Origin of the sequence: Marivita cryptomonadis (genome assembly GCF_002115725.1) — a bacterium.
GTDB classification, from domain to species: Bacteria; Pseudomonadota; Alphaproteobacteria; order Rhodobacterales; family Rhodobacteraceae; genus Marivita; species Marivita cryptomonadis.
Genome location: NZ_JFKD01000028.1, coordinates 16,832 through 34,096, shown reverse-complemented (window position 1 = coordinate 34,096; position 17,265 = coordinate 16,832). Strand labels below are relative to the sequence as shown.

The window sequence follows — 17,265 nt, the reverse complement described above, 5'->3', positions numbered from 1 at the left end:
ATACCTGCCGTTTAGTGCCTCGGGCGGCGCGTTGCTGTTCCATCTCCTCAGCAAGCTATACGAGCGCACCAGCGTCATCATCACCACCAACCTGAGCTTCAGCGAATGGGCCACAGTCTTCGGTGACGCGAAGATGACGACGGCGCTGCTCGATCGGCTCACCCACCGCTGCCACATCCTGGAAACGGGAAACGACAGCTACCGCTTCAAGGCCAGCTCGAAGACCGCGAAAAAGAAACGGAAGGAGACAGCAGTATTGACGACAACATGAAGCACAGGAAATAACAACTGGGTGGGTCAGTTCTCGGTGACAATGCCGGGTCAGTTCTCGGTGACAATCAACATTTCGGGGGTCACAAAGGCGGCGCCCTGGCTTTGGCCTGCGAATTGCTGGCCGCAGCGATGGTCGGCGCCCCGGTCCAGGATGGACCGGCGAACAGCACCGCCATCGTGAATTCCATGTTCTCGGTGCTTGTCGATCCCGAGACCCTGGGAACCGCGGATGATTATGCACGGCAACTGGATGCCGTGACCCGTTGGGTGCTGTCTGAAAACGAAACAGGCGGGGGCGTGAAACTGCCCGGCGATCCGGAACGGACGGCGCGGGCCGACCGGCGGGCGAACGGGATCGAGATCGACGCGGTCACTATTGCCCAGATCACCGAGGTGGCTACGAAACTGGGGCTGGAAGGCCCACTGTTTTAAGCACTAGACGTTAAGGGCTAGTCTTTTAGCGTTCACGCCAGAAAGCGCATTCGGCGGCCGCCGCCGGCGGGTAGGATCTCTCCCTTCAATATGGTCACGGCGGCGGACAGCAAGGTATTCCCGGTCCGTTTGACGCTATAGCTGTCGGTGAACAGAAATTTGCCCTCGAGCGGTTCCAGCACCGTTACGTCGGCCTGCGTTCCGACCTTCAGCGTACCGATCTGATCCTGCAGCCCAAGCGTTCTGGCAGGGGCCGAGGTCGACATTTCGACCACGCGTTCCATAGAGAGGCCCAGCATCAAGAATTTGCTCATCGTCGTCGGCATGTCGAAAACCGGACCATGAAGGTTCGCCATATGAAGATCGGTGCTTATGGTTGTGGGTTCAAACCCCTGTTCAAGGGCCGCCTCGACCACCTCCCACTGAAAGCTGCCAAAGCCGTGGCCCACGTCGAATTCCACGCCCCGCTCCTGGGCCGCCCGAACGTCGTCAAAGATTCGGCCCAGATCGTCGGTGACGCGCGTGGTGCCGCCCTTGAAGCAGTGGGTCAAGACATCGCCGGGTGACAGGGCGTTGACAAGATCCGGGATCGACATCGGGCATTCGCCGATATGTACCATCAGCCAGGTTTTGGACTCTCGTGCCGCCCAGATCGCTTCGTTCAGGTTGTCCCAGCCATCCTTTCCCTTGCCGATGATATGCGCGCCCGCGCGGATCTTCACGCCAACGGCGACGCCCGGATGGCGCGCGATGGTGCGCACGACGCCTTGGGGGTCGGCATAGCGCCGGTCCATCAACTCTCCGAGTTCGGCGGCGACAAGCCCTGCACGTGACAGATTGACCAGTCCCAGTACTTGGCAGCGCGCGGTGTCGATGCAACTTTTGCGAAAAGCGTCAAAGTTGTTGCTGCCGGCGGAACCGGTATCCAGCATCGTTGTCACCCCACCGCCGAGACTGAGGAGATCGGCATCAAGGCCGAGTGGCACGTGTTTATAAACGTGCACATGCAGGTCGATCAGACCCGGTGTGACAATGCTGTTCGTGGCGTCGATAGTGTGTCGAGCCTCGCCCGCCGTACCCGGATCGCAAAGGGCCGTGATCTTCCCCTCGGTGACGGCGATATCGCGCAGGGCGCTCAAACCTTGCGACGGGTCGATGACCTTGCCGCCACGGATCAGAATATCATGCATCTCGAGGTCTCCGGCTATTTGACAACTTGTCTTACAAGATTATCCTGAACCCGCGCATGCTGCAAAGCGTAAAAGGGGGGGCAGGGATGACACAGGTGAAAGCAACGGTCGATTTCGAGACGCTGGGCAAACAGGTCGGCTGGCTACGCGTGCCGCATTCCGTTACCCGAAGCGCCTACGGTGTCATTCCCGTACCGATCGCTGTCTGGCGTAATGGGGCAGGGCCTGCGATCTTGCTGACCGCCGGAACCCACGGCGACGAATATGAGGGGCAGGTTGTGTTGACACGCCTGATCCAACAGCTTGACGTAAAGGACATACGCGGGCTGCTGATCGTGATCCCCTCGCTCAACACGCCCGCTGCGATTGCCGGCACAAGGGTCAGCCCATTGGATGAGGGAAACCTCAACCGGGCCTTTCCCGGCGATCCGTCGGGCGGTCCCACATGGAAGATCGCCGATTATGTGCATAATCATCTGGTGCCGATTGTCGATGTGGTGGGTGATTTTCACGGGGGCGGCACCAGCTTGTCCTACCGGCCACACGCCAGCACCCATTACGCGCCCGATGCCTCGGACGCGCTCAAAGCGCGCAGTCTTGCGGCCGTCAAGGCGCTGGGCGTGCCGCATGTGGCGATCCTGGAAAATTCAAGCGGGGGCGGCGCGGTCTCAACGGCTACCCGCAAACACAACAAGATTTATCTGAACGGCGAATACGGTGGCACCGGATCCCTGACGCAGTCCGGCATCGCCTTGGTCGACAACGCGGTGCAGCGGCTGCTGGCATTCTTCGGCGCGACGGATCGGCACTTTGACCCACTGCCAGAGCCTCAGGTGCTGCGGCTTTTCGGCCATGTCTATGTGCCGGAACCGGGTGTCTTCGTGCCGGCGACGGAGCTGGACGATGCTGTCAAAGCGGGTGATCTTTGTGGACAGCTTATCTTTCCCGAAAACCCGCAGCGCCCGGCGATCGACATGCTTTTCGAGCGCGCAGGCGATGTTGTCTGTCAGCGTCATCCCGCGCGGGTCGATCGGGGGGATTGCGTGGCCCATCTGGCAGGGCCGGAGGGCTGAGCGGGTTTTCTTGCCAGCAAACGGGTTGCCGTGCGCGGAACTGGCCGCACACGGCGTATTTCCCGGGCGCGCCTAGACCGGCTCGCCAAGCCGGGTGTAGACCTCGACCATGGTCTTGTGCGCATCAGCCACGGCCTGCGCCGGGTCCTTGCCCTTGACCAACATATTCTGAACCTCTTCGACGATCATGGAACGGGTCACGATCTCGCTCAGTGCGGGCGTCAGCGTGCCGGGGTAGTAGGTCGACCGCGCTGTCTTTGCCGCTTCGCGCAGACCGGCAAAGGCGGGACGCTGCCAGAACGGGTCTTCCAGTTGCGCGGGATAGATCGGCAGATACCGCCCACCAGCTTCCAGCAGGAACTGGCCGTAGTTTTCCGGTTTCATGAAGTGCTGGATCAGCCCCTTGGCCAGATCGGCGCTCGGCGATGCGTTGAATACCCCGTAGTAATCGGTCGACGCGGTCGAGAACCGGCCCGCGGGTCCTCCGGGGGGGCGCTCCAGGATCGTTTCCTCAAGGAAGGGGCTTTCGTTGGTGATCAGGCTGGAATAAATGCTGGTCGGATTAAGCGCATAGGCGATCTGCCCGGACTGGAACGCCTTGTTGTTGCCCGAGTTGTCCCAGCTGAGCGTGCCGCGCGGGATGATCCTGTCGACATTGTACATCCGGTTGATGATCTTGAACGCCTCGACCGCGCCGTCGCTTTCAAATGCAGGGCGGTTCTGATCGTCCACCAGACTGCCGCCGTAAGCGGCGACCACCGACATCACATCGCCAAGGCTGTCCGACGGCGTCAGCCCCAAGGCCATGCCATAGGCGTAGAACGGTGGTTTGGTTATCTTTTTCCCCGCTTCGATAAACTCCTCCCAGGTTTCCGGCAGCGCGTCGTAGCCGGCTTCGCGGAACTTGTCGGCGCGCACATGGGCGGCGTTGGCCGCGATGCCCATCGGCACGCCGCGAATACCGCCATCTATGCTGGCCAGCGGGATGGAACCTTCGTTGATGCCGCCCTCGCGGGCCCGCATCTCGTCCACCAGATCGGTGAGGTCTGCCAAGTGCCCGTCCGAGCCCCATTTGGTCATGTCGGTTTCATTGACCCGGGTGACATCCGGGGGCGAGCCTACCTCGAGTGCGGCGGCCATCCGCTTGGCCACTTCGCCACCGGGCACCTTTTCGATACGCACATCGCTTTCGTTCAGCCCCTGCATTTTGGCGTATTCCATGGTCTGCGCTTCCAGCAGATCATCGGCAACCTTGTTAAAGTTCGGCTGCAGCCAGAAAACCAGTTGCGCTTCGCGCGCATTGGCGCGGGTTGCCAGGAAGGGCGCCGAAAGTCCGGCCGCCGCGGCGACCCCAAGTTTTCCGAACTGGCGTCTTGAGTACGTGTATCTTGTCATGTCTCTTTCCTTTCGGTTGGGTGGTTTCGGACAGTCTTTGTCACCCCTTGACCGCACCCAGGGTCAAGCCGGTGATCAGGAAACGCTGAAATAGGAAATATACGATCAACGGAGGCAGTGAGCTGATCAGCGTCGACGCCATCATCGGCCCCCAGAAAAATACGTCTTCGACAATGAAATTCGGGATTCCCGTCGGTATCGTCCGCACATCGGTGTCGGCGACAAGGACCGAGGCATAGATGAATTCGTTCCACGACAGGGTGAAGGAAAAGAAGGCGACGACTGCCAGGGCCGGCACCGTCAGGGGCAGGACGATGCGAAACAGCACCCCCAGCCGAGAGCACCCGTCGATCATCGCACTTTCCTCAAGCTCGATCGGAATCGACATGAAATAGCCCATCAGCAACCAGGTGCAGAATGGCACGGTGAAGCCGAGGTAGGCAAAGACCAGCCCCTCGAGCGAGTTCTGCAATCCGACGCTGCGGATAATGATCAGAAGCGGGATGAACAGCAGCGAGCTGGGCATCAGGTAGGTATAGACCAGCGCCCGCGCGAAAAACTTTCGGCCGGGAAAACGCAGCCGGGTCAGCGCATAGGCGCCTAGGGCTGACAGGATCAGCGAAAGCAGGGTGGTCACGGCGGCGACGATAAGGCTGTTGCGGAAATAGATAAGGAAATTCGTCTCGTTAAAGAGGGTGCGGTAGTTGTCCAGCGTCGGATTGATGGGCCAGAAATTTGAGTCCGGGCTGTAGATCTCGGTGTTGTTTTTCAGGGATGTCACCAGCATCCAGTACAGCGGCGCCAGCGTCCAGACGATGAGGACGAACAGGATCACGCCACCCACACCCCGCACGAGTGTCTTCGATTGGTTTTGGGTCAGGGTCATGGTGTCAGCCTCCGTCTTTGCTTAGCAGGCGGCGGGTCAGCAGGATGATGAAGACGACAAGGAAGGGGAACAGCATCATGTTGATCGCCGACCCAAGCCCCATCCGCCCGGCCTCGATTGTGAGGCTGAAGCTTTCATTCGGCAGGATCTGCGTAAGGTTTGCTGGCGCGCCGTTGGTCAGGATATTGACCACCACGATACTGGTCGAGGTAAAGACCGTGGACAGCATCACCGTAATCGTGAAAACGGGCGCCATCGAGGGGATGGTGATGTGCCAGAACTTGTGCAACTCACCCGCGCCGTCAATCTCTGCCGCCTCGTACAGCTCTTTCGGGATGGATTGCAGACCGGCGAGGAAATGCATCGTGTAGAACGGTGTGCCGTTCCAGACCACCACCGCGATGACCGACCACATCGCCAGTTTCGGTTCGGCCAGCCAGGCAACGCCGTAGTCCAGCAGACCCAGATCCACCAGAAGAAGGTTCAGCAAGCCGTTGAATTCGTTGTATACCCATAGCCAGATAAGCGAGGCGATGACGGTGGGAACTGCCCATGGCACAAACAGGATCGTGCGGTAGATATTGTTGAACCGGCGCGGCTGGTTCAGCACCATGGCCGAGGTCAGACCAATCGCGAACTTGATGCTGACCGCCACGACCGTGTACCAGACCGTATTATAGAAAATTTGCTGAAATTCATTGTCGGATAGCAGTTCGATATAATTCTTCAGGCCGATAAATCGTGCCGGAACACCCGGTGACTTGTCCTGAAAACTGAGCAATAGCGCATAGAAAAACGGGTAAAGAACGACGCAGGTCAGGACCAGAACAGTCGGCAGCAGGAACAGAAACGCCAGCGTGCGCACGTCGTTTGAGATATACTCCCACAGCGTCGGTTGCTGGTTCGGTCCGCGAGAGGGTTGCGGCGCGGTGGCGTCGGTCAAGTCGCGTCCTCCGCCAGTGGGTCGGGCCAGTTGCGCAGGGCGTTGGCCCGCCGGATTTTCCACGACTGAACCTGGTCCGCCGCGCCGGTGGCCTTGGCGCCCTGCAATCCCTGAATGGCGGCGCGCAGACGTTCGGCGACCACGCCTTCCTCTCCCGCACCCAGCGAGCGGGGGTCCATGATGAACGAGCCATGTTCCAATTGGTGGGTCCGCACCCGGATCGAGGGGGTGCCGGTTTCAAGGGCATGAACGAGGTCGACGGCGGCGAAACCTGCCTCGGGGGTGATAGTGATGCGCAAGCGCTCGAAGGGGTTGCCGGTGGGGTCGGCGTCAAAATCGCCCTGCACGCCGGACAGGTCCGCCACCGCCTCGCGCCAGGCCTGAAGGGGTTTGCGCAACTTTGCGTTAACCTCTGCCCGATCGTCGGAGACATAGGCCTGCAGGGCGGCCAGGGCGGCGGCGATGCTTTCCTTGCCGACCTTCATGGGCCGCGCCAGCCCATAGTTCTGCAAGAACGCCGCGCGTACCTGAGACTTTTTACCCGAAACCACACCGGCCGTCGCGCCGCCGAGGAACTTGTGGGCGCTATGGATCGTGATATCCGCGCCGTCGCGGTGATAGCCCGTGATATCGTATTCGGCGGCGAGATCGACGATCACCGGCACATCTTGGGCGTGGCAGACCCGTGTGAAATCCGCAAAGGGGATCTGCCCGTCTGGCGCACAATGATGGCTGACGACATAGAGCGCCGCCGCCGTCCTTGGCCCGATGGCCCCGGCAAGCTGGGCCTGGGTTGCCGAGTTCACCGCGCCAAAGCTTACCGCGCGGGCGCCTGTCAGCCGGATATCCTGCTCGATCGGATGGCCGTAATTGACCAGATGCCCGGTCTGGATCAGGACCTCGTTCTTCATCCCGGATGTATCGGGAAGCTGCTCGATCGCGGCCATGTCGTCGCCGGTCATCGCGCCGGCCACGGCCATGCAGATGCCGGCCGCACTACAGGCAGAAACGAACCCCGCCTCTGCGCCGGTGGCGTCCGCAATGATCTTGCTGGCCGCGGCCTGCAGTTCAACCATGTCAATGCCATGGCCCATCATCGCGGCGGCGGCCTCTATCGCCTCGGTGCGCGCGCTAATGCCGCCCATTGTGGTCAGGGTTCCGGTAAGGTTGATCAAAGGGCTGACGCCCAGACGCACCCGGATATCGGTGCTGTCACCTGTCATGGGCTTTTCCGCGATGGTCATTTCAGTCTCCGGTTCTAATGGCAGGGCTTTCGTGTCGAATCTGCGTTTGGTTGGGCTGGGCGGGTCATGCCGCGCCGCCTAGCGCTGCGCTGAAATCATAGATCGCTGGCCCGCCGCCGGTATTCACATAAACCGCAGTTTCGCCTTTCGGGATCCGTCCGCTTTCAGCAGCCTCGCAGAGGGCCTGTGCCACTTTGGCGTTGTAAACCGGGTCGATGACCATGCCGTGAAGGCGCGCGAAGCGGTGGACGGTTGCGGTCAGGTCCGGGGTCAAGACGCCATATCCCGCGCCGATCTGGTCATCGATCAACGTTAGATCACTGGCTTTCAAGCTTGTGGGCAGTCCCAGACGCCGTGATGCGCGGGCCGCATGGCTTTCGATCTCTGGTGCCATGTCCTCGGCGGGGCTGCTGATGCAGACGCCGACGACGCGCATGGTCGAGCCGAGGTGTTTCAACCCCAACGCCAGCCCCGCCGCGGTCATGCCCGCGCCCACCGCGATGTATACGGAATGCGGGGTCACCTGTCGTTCCGCAAGCTGGCAGAGCAACTCCTCAGCCGCGTCGACGTAGGCGATAGTTGCGTCGATGCCGTAGTCAAGCTTTCGGTCGAGGATGATCGGGCGGCGACCCTGCCGAACCATGCCGTCGCGCGCCGCCTCTTGCGCTTTCAGGATGCCCGCGCGGTTCAAGTCAGCGGCTACACCCCGGACTTCGGCGCCGAGGATGTCGAAGAGCAGCCGATTTCCCTGCAAGACCGTATTGTCATCGCCCCCTTCGGACGGGATGAGCAGCACCGCTTTCATTCCGCAACGCGCGGCGACAGCGGCGATGTCGCGCAGTTTGTTGGACTGCGGCGCCGCATAAGCAATCAGCGTATCGACACCCGTGTCGCGCAGTGAGCCGAGGGCGAATTCCAGCAACCTGGACTTGTTGCCCCCAACGCAGAGGCCCGCGAGATCCTCTCGTTTGATCAGCAGGTTTATACCAAGGTCGCGAGAGAGGCGGGGGGCCGCTTCAAGGGGCGTCGGCAGATGCACGAAACGCTCTCGGGGCTGGTTCTGGCAAAGCATGGCCGGGGCGGTGTGCATCATGCGGCCGACCTTTCGTCCAGGGGGTAATGCTGGACCACAGGTTCGAAGGTGACATGGTCATCCAGTGGGAACATTGGGCGCGAACAGACGCTGTGTCCGAGGCTTGGCAGATTGGCAGAGGTCGAGCCGGGGATATCCAGGACAAAGTTTTTCTTGGCAAAGGTGAAATACCGTACCGCCGCGCCGGGGGATTTTACGGCGATGATATCGGCGGTCTCGGGGTCCAGCCCGTGGGCAAGAAAGATCGCGCGATCCATCATGAACACCGGCTGTGTGACGACGATGATGCGAATATTATCGTGCTTGAGGACGGCTGTAGGCCCGGCATGGACCGGCATGCGAGATACCTCATGGGTGTATTTCCCGTCCCAAAGGCTTTCGACCTCGACCATCAGCTCCAGCGGCGGAAATCGTTTCGGATCGACCGTACCGCCCAAGGACAACCGCAACCGCGCGCCGAGGCCTGCGGCATGGGCTTTCGCTGCCGCCGGGGCATCGACGATTGGGATCAATGCTGAGCCTGCGTAATTGGCCTCGACCAGTCCCGCCAGAATGGCATTGCTGTCGCCCGAGGCACCGCTGCTGATCGCGTCGGCGGCGTCGGTCAGGGTGAACGGACCCCTGCGGGTGCCGATCTCGGCCAAGGCATCGGGCAAGGGCACCAGGTCGGCCAGCATGTGTTCGTGATCGCGCCAAAACGCTTGCGCCAGTTCCAGCGCCAGCCTTTCGGCGAGGACCGGGTCGTTGTCGGTGATCACAAGCGACTGCGACCCAAGCTCTGGCGCATCGGTGAAGGGATTGCCGATCAGGACAGCCGCCGAAAGCGCCTCTCCCGTATCCTCCATCGTTTTGGCCCGGTCGATGATCTTGCCATATAGACCGGTTTCGGTGATCAGTTCGGGGCCGCGCACCAATGCCGGAATGAAGATACGGGCCATGACCGGGCGGGCGCCGATGTCCAGGATGGCCTTCATCAGCCGGGCGGCGCGTTGGCCGGTGCTGGTGAAATCGTTGTGAGGATAGGTGTGGAATACGGCAATCGCATCGCAGTTGCGCAACATTCTGTCAGTCAGAATGCCGTGCAGATCCAGCGAGATGACAATCGGCGCGTCAGGGCCGACCATCGCGCGGATGCTTTCCAGAAGAAACCCCTCGGGGTCCGGTTCGTCGATGGCGCCCATTGCACCGTGGAGGGAAAGATAGATGGCATCGACGCCATCGGAGGTGGTCGCATCAATTGCCGTCAGGATTTCGCGCGACAGGCGCTCAAAGCCTTCGGCCGACAGTGGCCCGGCGCTGCATGCGGCAGCCGCGATGACCGGAACGAGGGTCAGGTCAGTGCGATCGGAGAAACTGTCAAGAAATCCGCTGATACAGGAATCTGCTTCACTGTGAGCAGCAATCAGCGCCTCTCCGGCTGCGATCGAGAAATCTTCATATCGACTGGGCAGCGGGTTGAACGACGAGATTTCCTGCTCGCACCCGGCGATGAGAATCCGTTTCACCTAGACCTCCATCACGGTATGACCGATGTTGTCTAACAAATTAATATATCTGTGGGTTTGGTTCAGGTCAAGTGAGCGGTAGACCCCATCCAGGGCAATCGCGCTTCAGAATCCTTCGATGAGTGTGCGCAGGAAGTCATTGCTCCAGCCTGCCTTTTTGAACTTCACGCGGTTTGAGCCTTTTGCGGTATTCGCCTTGATGATGCCCAATGCGATCTGTCGTAGTGCGGCGAAGTTGGCGGGCGCGTTGTCTTTGCGCGCGCGGTGCTGGTCGTCGTTCATCACCACATCCAATGACCAATGCAAGCTGTTCTCGATTTCCCAGTGGCCACGGATCAGCGTGGCGGCTACTTGAGCTGTGACGCATTTTGACAGGAGGTACAGCCGCTCGGAGCTGCTGGCCGTTTGGCCTACCGTGCGCTTGGAGACGACATGAACGAAGGCACCAAGATGTGGCCATTGATGGGTTTCAGCGAGATAGTCCGGCACGTTGTAGACGCGATATGACCGCTCCTCAACCCGGCCATGGTCGCCGTCTACAGAGGCATATTCATCAATGTATTCAATGTCCTGGTCAGCCACAAAGGCCCGCACGTCGGCTTGCATGTCGCCCTGATTGCCCTTGAGCTGCATGCAATGAGCTATGCTTGAATTTGGGTGACGCGCATCATCAGGCGGCGCGGTTTTCGGTGTCGTTGGTCACTTCGACACCGTCGTTGAATTTGATTCCTTCGATAACCTTTGGCAACTGATTTCTTCCCTTGAGGCGCAGCCATTTTTTCGATGCTGCCTGAATGAGGGTGAAGACCATCAGTTTTGCGGTCTTTTGTGACAGCGCCCCTTTGGCCCTCACCGTTCGGTGCCGAACAGTGGCGAACACGCTTTCAATCGGGTTCGAGGTGCGCAGATGGCCCCAATGCTCAGCTGGGAAGTCGAAGAATGCAAGCATCGCCTCTTCGTCCTTTGTCAGGCAGGCAACACCTTTTGGGTATTTGACGCCATACTTTTCGGAGAAAACTGCCAACGCAGCATCGGCTTCTGCGCGCGTTCCGGCGTGCTGGATGTCGTCCAGATCTGACTTGACCGCCGGGGCCATCTGCTTGGGAAAACAGTTCTGGACGTTCTTTACCTTATGCACCCAACAGCGTTGGTGCTTTGTGCCTGGAAACGTTTTGTCCAGTGCGTTCCAGAACCCCATGGCTCCATCCCCAACCGCAATTTCCGGTGCGACGGACAGCCCGCGGCCTTTGATGTCGGTCAGCAACTCATGCCAGCTCTGCGCGCTCTCCCGCAGGCCGACCTGAAAGCCGATCAGCTCTTTCTTGCCCTCCGGTGTCGCGCCGATGATCACCAGCATGCATTCGGCATTTTCCTCCATCCGCGCCTGAAGATAGACGCCGTCCGCCCAGATGTAGACGTAGTGGCGGGCAGACAGATCCCGCCGTGCCCAGGCATCATATTGAACCTGCCATCCGGCAGTCAGACGCGAGATGACGCTTGGCGAGAGGTTAGGCGCATCCGGCCCCATGATGGCCGACAGCGCGTCCTGGAAATCGCCCGTCGATATGCCCTTCAGATAAAGAACAGGCAGCAGCGCGTCCAAGCTGATCGAGCGGCGCGCCCATTTCGGCAGAATGTTCGAGGTAAAGCGGATCTTTTCTGCCCCATCAGAGGACGCCATCCGGTCGCGCACCTTGGGCCGCTGGACATCCAGAGCACCGATCCCCGTCTGAATCTTCCGTTCAGGGCCAAATCCATGCCGTACGATCCGCTGACGCCCGTCTTCCAGCTGCTCATCGGCAAAACTGGCGACAAAGGCATCAGCCTCGGCCTTCAGCGCTTCCGCCAGCATCCGACGAGCACCTTGCCGAGCAAGCTCTGTCAGCGGATCGACGATCGTTTCCGATTGGCGAAATGGCAGGATCGTTGTATCTTCCTTCATGGCGTATCGTTCCTTGTGAGGTTCTGGCTGGCTTTGACACCCGCCACGATACGCCGCCCTTCAAATCACGCCATCACCCAAATTCCCGCATAGCTCCATGCAATAGTTACCACCTTCCTGCACGATCAGGTCACATGTCTCTCGTTGGCAGTGCAAGGCATCGGCCGTGATGGTGATGCCACGAATATCAAGCATCTCAATCAGATCGCGCAGGGCCAAGATCTCCCCGCCGCCCTTGGCACTTTGCGTCATCCCAAGGCTCAGCCGTGCACCATGAGCAAAGGCGGTGACAACGTTCAGGTTCGACCGGGCGGCCGCCTTGTCAAAGCTGCGCCGCATCTCCTTACCGTCTATGGCGATCGCCGGATGCTCGCCATAGGCAGCAGCAAAGTCGCTTCGGAACTTGTCGAAAAAGGCCTGTAGGCTGGTCGGTTTCATCAAACGAAAGAGCCGCGAGTAGGCATCATGGCAGGGGATCCCGTGAGGCAATTCCAGAAATTCGCGAAGGAATTCCTCCTTCATCTGCCCAAAATGCTCCATATCGACGGCCGTCTCCCCGCCACACAGCGCGCACAACAGACTGATCGTCATCAGATCACAGAACTTATGCCGCGGCGCGTTACTCTTGCGAGGATCGTCTTCTTCATTGAAATAGCTGGATAATGTCGGCATCTCGAAGCTCCATCTGATGATGAAACCTCAAGAATCCAGTTCGGCACAACTGTCAAAGCTCAAGCGCGATTCCCCTGAGACCCCATAGGCCCCCGACCGGCCCTGAATATGGCAGTTCATCCTCAGCCTCCCCCAAACCGACGCGCGTTGCGCGCTCGGCTTTGGAAATAGACATGCTCGGACCATGTACCTTCGGCATATGCGCCGTCGTCGGGGTGTCCCGGGATCGAGAGATTGCCCATGGACGGATGCGCCGCCACGATCGCCTCGTCAATATCGACACCCAGTCCGGGGCGGTTCGGAACCTCGATATGGCCATCGACGACTTTGGGAGCAGGGAGGATGACCTGCTGCCGAACGGGGACATCATCCTCGACCCGTTCCAGGATCAGCGCATTGGGAATTGCGGCCATCAGGTGAAGTGCTGCGTATTCCGCAACCGGTCCCAGCGATCCGGAATGCGGCGCGACCGTGATGAAGTGCGCCTCGGCCATGGCGGCGATCTTGCGCATCTGGGTGATGCCACCGGTGCGACCGGTGTCGGGCTGGATCACATCGACAAGCTCTTGCTCGATCAACTCACGCTCACCCCAAATCGTCGACAGACGCTCGCCAGCGGCAATCGGGATCTGCACGGCATCTTGCACGCGGCGCAGGCCGTCGCGGTTTTCTGGCGCGACCGGGTCCTCATAAAACAGAAGGTTATAGGGCTCCAACGCGCGTCCAAGGAGGATTGCATCCTTCGTCGTCATCCATGGTGGGCCGTGCATGTCAACCATCAGATCCACGTCCGGCCCTACGGCGGCACGGATGGCGTCGACGCGCTCGACCGTATCGCTTAGCCCCCCGGTCTTGATGGCGGTAAAACCGCGAGAGACCAGGTCCAGCGCCCGTTCCGGGGCGCCTGCATGGCCGTAGACCCGGATGCGGTCGCGAACCTGGCCGCCCAGCAGGTTCCACACCGGCGTCTCAAGCGCCTTGCCCTTTATATCCCACAACGCCATGTCGATACCGGTCATGGCTCCGCTGCCGACGGTGCCCAGCACGCCGTGGCCCATCATCGCGCTCATCATCCGCTGCCAAATCCGTTCGATATGCGTCGGATCCTGTCCAATCAGCAGCGGCGTCAAATCCTTTACCGCAGTCTCGATCACCCTCGGCCAGCCGCTGCATTCGCCAATGCCGGTGATCCCTGCATCGGTTTGAATGCGCAAAAACAGCCAGTTGCGCGCGTTCCAGACATTGCCGCTTTCGGGGGTGGGGTTCGTCGCGATGGTGCGGGCGGGTGGCGCGCCTGCATGCATCAGAAAAGTCTCGATTGCCGTAATCTTCATGGCCTTGGCCTTTTGGCAGAAAGGGCAGAACGGGCGGAACCTAGATGACCCTGTCGCTGGTTGGGTCGATCAGGTGCATTTTCGACAGGTCAATCGTGAATTCCATTGCCTCGCCGACCCTGTTGACCGAATGCGGCGCGGCGCGGGCCGAAACCTCTTCGCCGTTGATTTCAAGGAAGACCATCGTATCCACACCCATCGGTTCAAGGACGCGAACGATCTCGGAAAAGTCGCGCTGCGCAGCATTCACATGGGCGCGCTTTTCGGTGATGTGTTCGGGGCGGATGCCGAAAATCATCGGTTTCTCGGTGTAATCGGTGTATTTTTCCGTGCGATCTGTCGGAACTTCGAGGTCCAGACCATTGCCCAGCCGCGCGACAAGCGCACCCGATCGCCGCTCAAGCGTGCAGGCGATCATGTTCATGGCAGGGGACCCGATGAAACCGGCGACAAATTTTGTTGTCGGGTGGTCATACATGTTCTGCGGCGTGTCGACCTGTTCGATGCGTCCGCCATTCATCACGACGATCCGGTCGGCGAGGGTCATCGCCTCGACCTGATCGTGCGTCACATAGATCACCGTGGTCTTCATCTTCTGGTGCAGCTTCTTGATCTGCGTCCGCATCTGAACCCGCAGTTTGGCGTCCAGATTGGACAGGGGTTCGTCGAACAAAAACGCCTGTGGGTTGCGCACGATGGACCGGCCCATGGCGACCCTTTGGCGTTGCCCGCCCGACAGCTGCTTTGGGCGACGCTGCAACAGTTCTGTGATGTTAAGGATCTCGGCCGCCTCAAGCACGCGCGCGTGGATCTGGGCTTTGGCGACGCGTTTAAGGCGAAGGCCGAAGGACATGTTCTGATACACCGTCATATGGGGATAGAGGGCATAATTCTGAAAGACCATGGCGATATCGCGGTCTTTGGGCTGATCGGTGTTCACCACCCGGTCACCGATGATGACCTCGCCCGAAGTGATTGATTCCAACCCGGCGATCATTCTCAGGGTCGTACTTTTGCCGCAGCCGGAAGGGCCCACAAGCGCCAGAAACTCGTTGTGCGGGATCTCCAGATCAATGCCCCGCACGGCCTCTGTGTCGTCGTACATCTTGCGCAGGTTCTTCAGAAGAATGCGTGCCATCTGTCTCTCTTCTTCAACAAGTCCGTCGTGTCGGTTCCGGCCAAGGTCGCTTGATCTTTGTTTTTCAACCGGACGATTGATCCGGCGGCAGTTCTAAGGGCGATGGTTAAAAAATAAGTTGTCAGTCAAGTTTACTTATCCTAACCTAGACATCGACCGGGGGCCTCGTCAATGCTTTCGAAGCAAGGAAACAAGGTGGGCACCTGCTCGGTCCGAGGAGCCAGGCAAAGGAGACCAGATTTGCGCATACCAACCCACACTTCCGACGCTTGGCCAGCCGCTATGAATCGCGCCGCAACCCGTTCGGTGCAGGAGTAATGCCATGAAGGAGACCCTGAATGGCCCCTCCGACTGGCAGTCGTCGGTCATCGCCGTGCCGCCGCTCGCGCGAAATGCGGATCTGACCCTGGCTAAACCCGCCAACGCCAAACTGATCCATCATATGGAGGCGGGAGGCATCTCAATCATCATGTGTGGCGGCAATGCCAATTTCTACAATGTCGCCCTTTCTGAGTATGAGGAAATCCTTGATTTCCTGTCCCAGACGGTGGCCGCCGATACATGGGTCATTCCCTCGATCGGGCCGGCCTACGGCACCATGATGGATCAGGCCGCCATTCTGGCGCGCAAGAAATTCCCGACGGCCATGGTCCTGCCGACAATGGCAAACATGACCGAGGCAGGGCTTGTCCGCGCAATTCGATTGGCCCATGAAAAACTGGGCTATCCGCTTGTCCTTTATGTGAAAGACGAAGGATATCTCAGCACCGCCTCCATCGCCGAGCTGGACTGGGACGGGTGCCTGCTGTTCGTCAAATACGCAATCGTCCGCGACACCCCGGAAACTGACGACGTTCTGAACAGCCTGATCGACGCAATTGGCGCCGACAAGGTTGTCAGCGGAATCGGCGAACGCCCGGCAATCGCGCACTTCCGCACCTTCGGGCTGAACGCTTTCACGACTGGGTCAGGCGCCGTGGCGCCGGCCCATTCCATGCGGCTTTTGCAAGCTTTGAAGGCGGCTGACTACGACGCGGCAGACCGGATCCGCCGGACCTTCCTTGATCTGGAAACGCTGCGTGACCGACATGGCCCTGCCTTTGTCCTGCACGAAGCCGTGACGCTGGCTGAGATTGCCGACATGGGCCCGATGCTGCCCCTGATGAGCAATATCGCCGCCGATCTGCGCGCGCCCGTGCAGAGTGCGGCGCGCAATCTGATGGCGGCCTCAGTGGGGTAGCGAGCGCCTTTCTGCGGCCTGAGACAGGGCGCGCCTCGGGCCTCGCCTCGTTCTACGACTGGTTGCAGGCCTGGCGGGAACGCATTAATTGCAAGCCTCCCGGGCCGGTAACTGTACTCGGTGGTCCGAACCATTGAATTGAGTATATGCATGGCAACCCCGCAAGACCCGTCCCCGACACCCGCGCCCGAGTCCCGGCTGGCCCAGCGGCAGCAGATGAAACTCAGCGATCAGGTCTACGAGGCCGTGTTGACGGATATCGTGCAGGGGAGGTTTCCCGAGGGGGCAAAACTTCCGACCGAAACGACCCTGGCACAGGAATTCAACGTGTCGCGCCCTGTGGTGCGCGAGGCGCTGGCGCGACTGCGCGACGATGGCCTGATCCAGCCTCGACAGGGCGCGGGCAGCTTTGTGCTGAAACGTCCCGGCAGCGCCCTGTTGCGATTTGCGCCAATTGGCAGCATCGCGGATATCCAGCGGTGTTTCGAATTCCGCATTGCGGTCGAGCCGATGGCCGCGAAACTTGCCGCAACGCGTCGCGATGACAAGGAGCTGGAAAAAATCAAGGCAGCGCTTGAGGCCCTGGACGAAGCCATCAAGTTGGGAACCGTTGACGTGGCCTCGGATTTCGCCTTTCACAACGCGGTCGCCCATGCCTCGCGCAATGCCTATTTCGCAACGACGCTTCATTCGCTGGAACAATCGGTCAAGACGGCCATGCTGTTGAACCGCCAGCTTTCGCTGCTGAATCCGCTGGAGCGACTTAATCTGGTGCAGGCCGAACACCGCGTCGTCTACAAAGCGATCCTCGACAGGGACGGCGAGGCTGCATTCGACGCAATGTACAAGCACATAGAAAAGGCGCGGAACCGGGTGTTTGATGGCGACGCGGCGGTGTGAAGCGC

At 60.0% G+C, this 17,265-nt stretch carries 17 protein-coding genes; 5 read left to right on the top strand and 12 right to left on the bottom strand.

The annotated features are described in order from the left end of the window. Both MCRY_RS20265 and MCRY_RS20260 read left to right on the top strand, forming a co-directional pair. Positions 1-271, top strand: a 271-nt coding sequence (locus MCRY_RS20265; protein WP_176234538.1) for an ATP-binding protein, incomplete at its 5' end; no start/stop codon positions are given. 17 nt (positions 272-288) lie between these two features. Further along, a complete protein-coding gene (locus tag MCRY_RS20260) occupies positions 289-705 on the top strand; it encodes an Ldh family oxidoreductase (protein ID WP_085633277.1) in 417 nt (138 codons plus the stop codon). A 32-nt stretch (positions 706-737) separates the two neighbouring features. On the opposite strand, the gene MCRY_RS20255 is transcribed toward MCRY_RS20260, so the two are convergent. Further along, positions 738-1,895 (bottom strand): amidohydrolase/deacetylase family metallohydrolase, encoded by a 1,158-nt coding sequence (locus MCRY_RS20255; protein WP_085633275.1) that lies wholly within the window; start codon positions 1,893-1,895, stop codon positions 738-740. Between the two features lie 86 nt (positions 1,896-1,981). Here MCRY_RS20255 and MCRY_RS20250 point away from each other — a divergent pair, with 86 nt between their 5' ends. Then, positions 1,982-2,968 (top strand): succinylglutamate desuccinylase/aspartoacylase family protein, encoded by a 987-nt coding sequence (locus MCRY_RS20250; protein WP_176234536.1) that lies wholly within the window; start codon positions 1,982-1,984, stop codon positions 2,966-2,968. A gap of 72 nt (positions 2,969-3,040) precedes the next feature. Here the strand turns inward: MCRY_RS20250 and MCRY_RS20245 are convergent, their stop codons facing one another. The 11 genes from MCRY_RS20245 to MCRY_RS20195 all read right to left on the bottom strand — a co-directional run bounded on the left by MCRY_RS20245 (position 3,041) and on the right by MCRY_RS20195 (position 15,120). Next, a complete protein-coding gene (locus MCRY_RS20245) occupies positions 3,041-4,363 on the bottom strand; it encodes an ABC transporter substrate-binding protein (protein ID WP_085633272.1) in 1,323 nt (440 codons plus the stop codon). A 40-nt stretch (positions 4,364-4,403) separates the two neighbouring features. Beyond that, positions 4,404-5,249: a carbohydrate ABC transporter permease gene (locus MCRY_RS20240; protein ID WP_085633270.1), complete on the bottom strand. Its 846-nt coding sequence runs from the start codon at positions 5,247-5,249 to the stop codon at positions 4,404-4,406. 4 nt (positions 5,250-5,253) lie between these two features. Beyond that, positions 5,254-6,192, bottom strand: coding sequence for a carbohydrate ABC transporter permease (locus MCRY_RS20235; protein ID WP_085633268.1), 939 nt, complete (start codon positions 6,190-6,192; stop codon positions 5,254-5,256). Further along, positions 6,189-7,436 (bottom strand): aminotransferase class V-fold PLP-dependent enzyme, encoded by a 1,248-nt coding sequence (locus tag MCRY_RS20230; RefSeq protein WP_085633266.1) that lies wholly within the window; start codon positions 7,434-7,436, stop codon positions 6,189-6,191. The genes MCRY_RS20235 and MCRY_RS20230 overlap by 4 nt, the downstream gene beginning before the upstream one ends. 64 nt (positions 7,437-7,500) lie before the next feature. Then, complete coding sequence (locus MCRY_RS20225) at positions 7,501-8,529, bottom strand: 1-aminocyclopropane-1-carboxylate deaminase/D-cysteine desulfhydrase (RefSeq protein ID WP_085633264.1); 1,029 nt, start codon at positions 8,527-8,529, stop codon at positions 7,501-7,503. Continuing rightward, on the bottom strand, positions 8,526-10,034 hold the full coding sequence (locus MCRY_RS20220) for a M81 family metallopeptidase (protein WP_085633263.1): 1,509 nt from the start codon (positions 10,032-10,034) through the stop codon (positions 8,526-8,528). Before MCRY_RS20220 ends, MCRY_RS20225 begins: the two co-directional genes overlap by 4 nt. A gap of 105 nt (positions 10,035-10,139) precedes the next feature. Beyond that, complete coding sequence (locus MCRY_RS20215; RefSeq protein ID WP_085633261.1) at positions 10,140-10,667, bottom strand: ISAs1 family transposase; 528 nt, start codon at positions 10,665-10,667, stop codon at positions 10,140-10,142. 37 nt (positions 10,668-10,704) lie between these two features. After that, complete coding sequence (locus MCRY_RS20210; RefSeq protein ID WP_139834136.1) at positions 10,705-11,976, bottom strand: IS256 family transposase; 1,272 nt, start codon at positions 11,974-11,976, stop codon at positions 10,705-10,707. A gap of 60 nt (positions 11,977-12,036) precedes the next feature. Next, the gene (locus MCRY_RS20205) at positions 12,037-12,648 is read right to left on the bottom strand and encodes an ISAs1 family transposase (protein ID WP_085633259.1); all 612 of its coding nucleotides are present in this window, start codon (positions 12,646-12,648) and stop codon (positions 12,037-12,039) included. Positions 12,649-12,770: 122 nt separating this feature from the next. Beyond that, positions 12,771-13,982: a mandelate racemase/muconate lactonizing enzyme family protein gene (locus tag MCRY_RS20200; RefSeq protein ID WP_085633257.1), complete on the bottom strand. Its 1,212-nt coding sequence runs from the start codon at positions 13,980-13,982 to the stop codon at positions 12,771-12,773. Between the two features lie 40 nt (positions 13,983-14,022). Further along, positions 14,023-15,120 carry an ABC transporter ATP-binding protein gene (locus MCRY_RS20195; protein ID WP_085633255.1) on the bottom strand — a complete coding sequence of 366 codons (1,098 nt, stop codon included), beginning with the start codon at positions 15,118-15,120 and terminating at the stop codon, positions 14,023-14,025. Positions 15,121-15,442: 322 nt separating this feature from the next. Between MCRY_RS20195 and MCRY_RS20190 the strand changes: the two genes are divergently transcribed. Together MCRY_RS20190 and MCRY_RS20185 are read left to right on the top strand one after the other, a co-directional pair. After that, positions 15,443-16,360 carry a dihydrodipicolinate synthase family protein gene (locus MCRY_RS20190; protein ID WP_085633253.1) on the top strand — a complete coding sequence of 306 codons (918 nt, stop codon included), beginning with the start codon at positions 15,443-15,445 and terminating at the stop codon, positions 16,358-16,360. A 150-nt stretch (positions 16,361-16,510) separates the two neighbouring features. After that, positions 16,511-17,260 carry a FadR/GntR family transcriptional regulator gene (locus MCRY_RS20185; protein ID WP_217808246.1) on the top strand — a complete coding sequence of 250 codons (750 nt, stop codon included), beginning with the start codon at positions 16,511-16,513 and terminating at the stop codon, positions 17,258-17,260. Positions 17,261-17,265 lie beyond the last annotated feature (5 nt).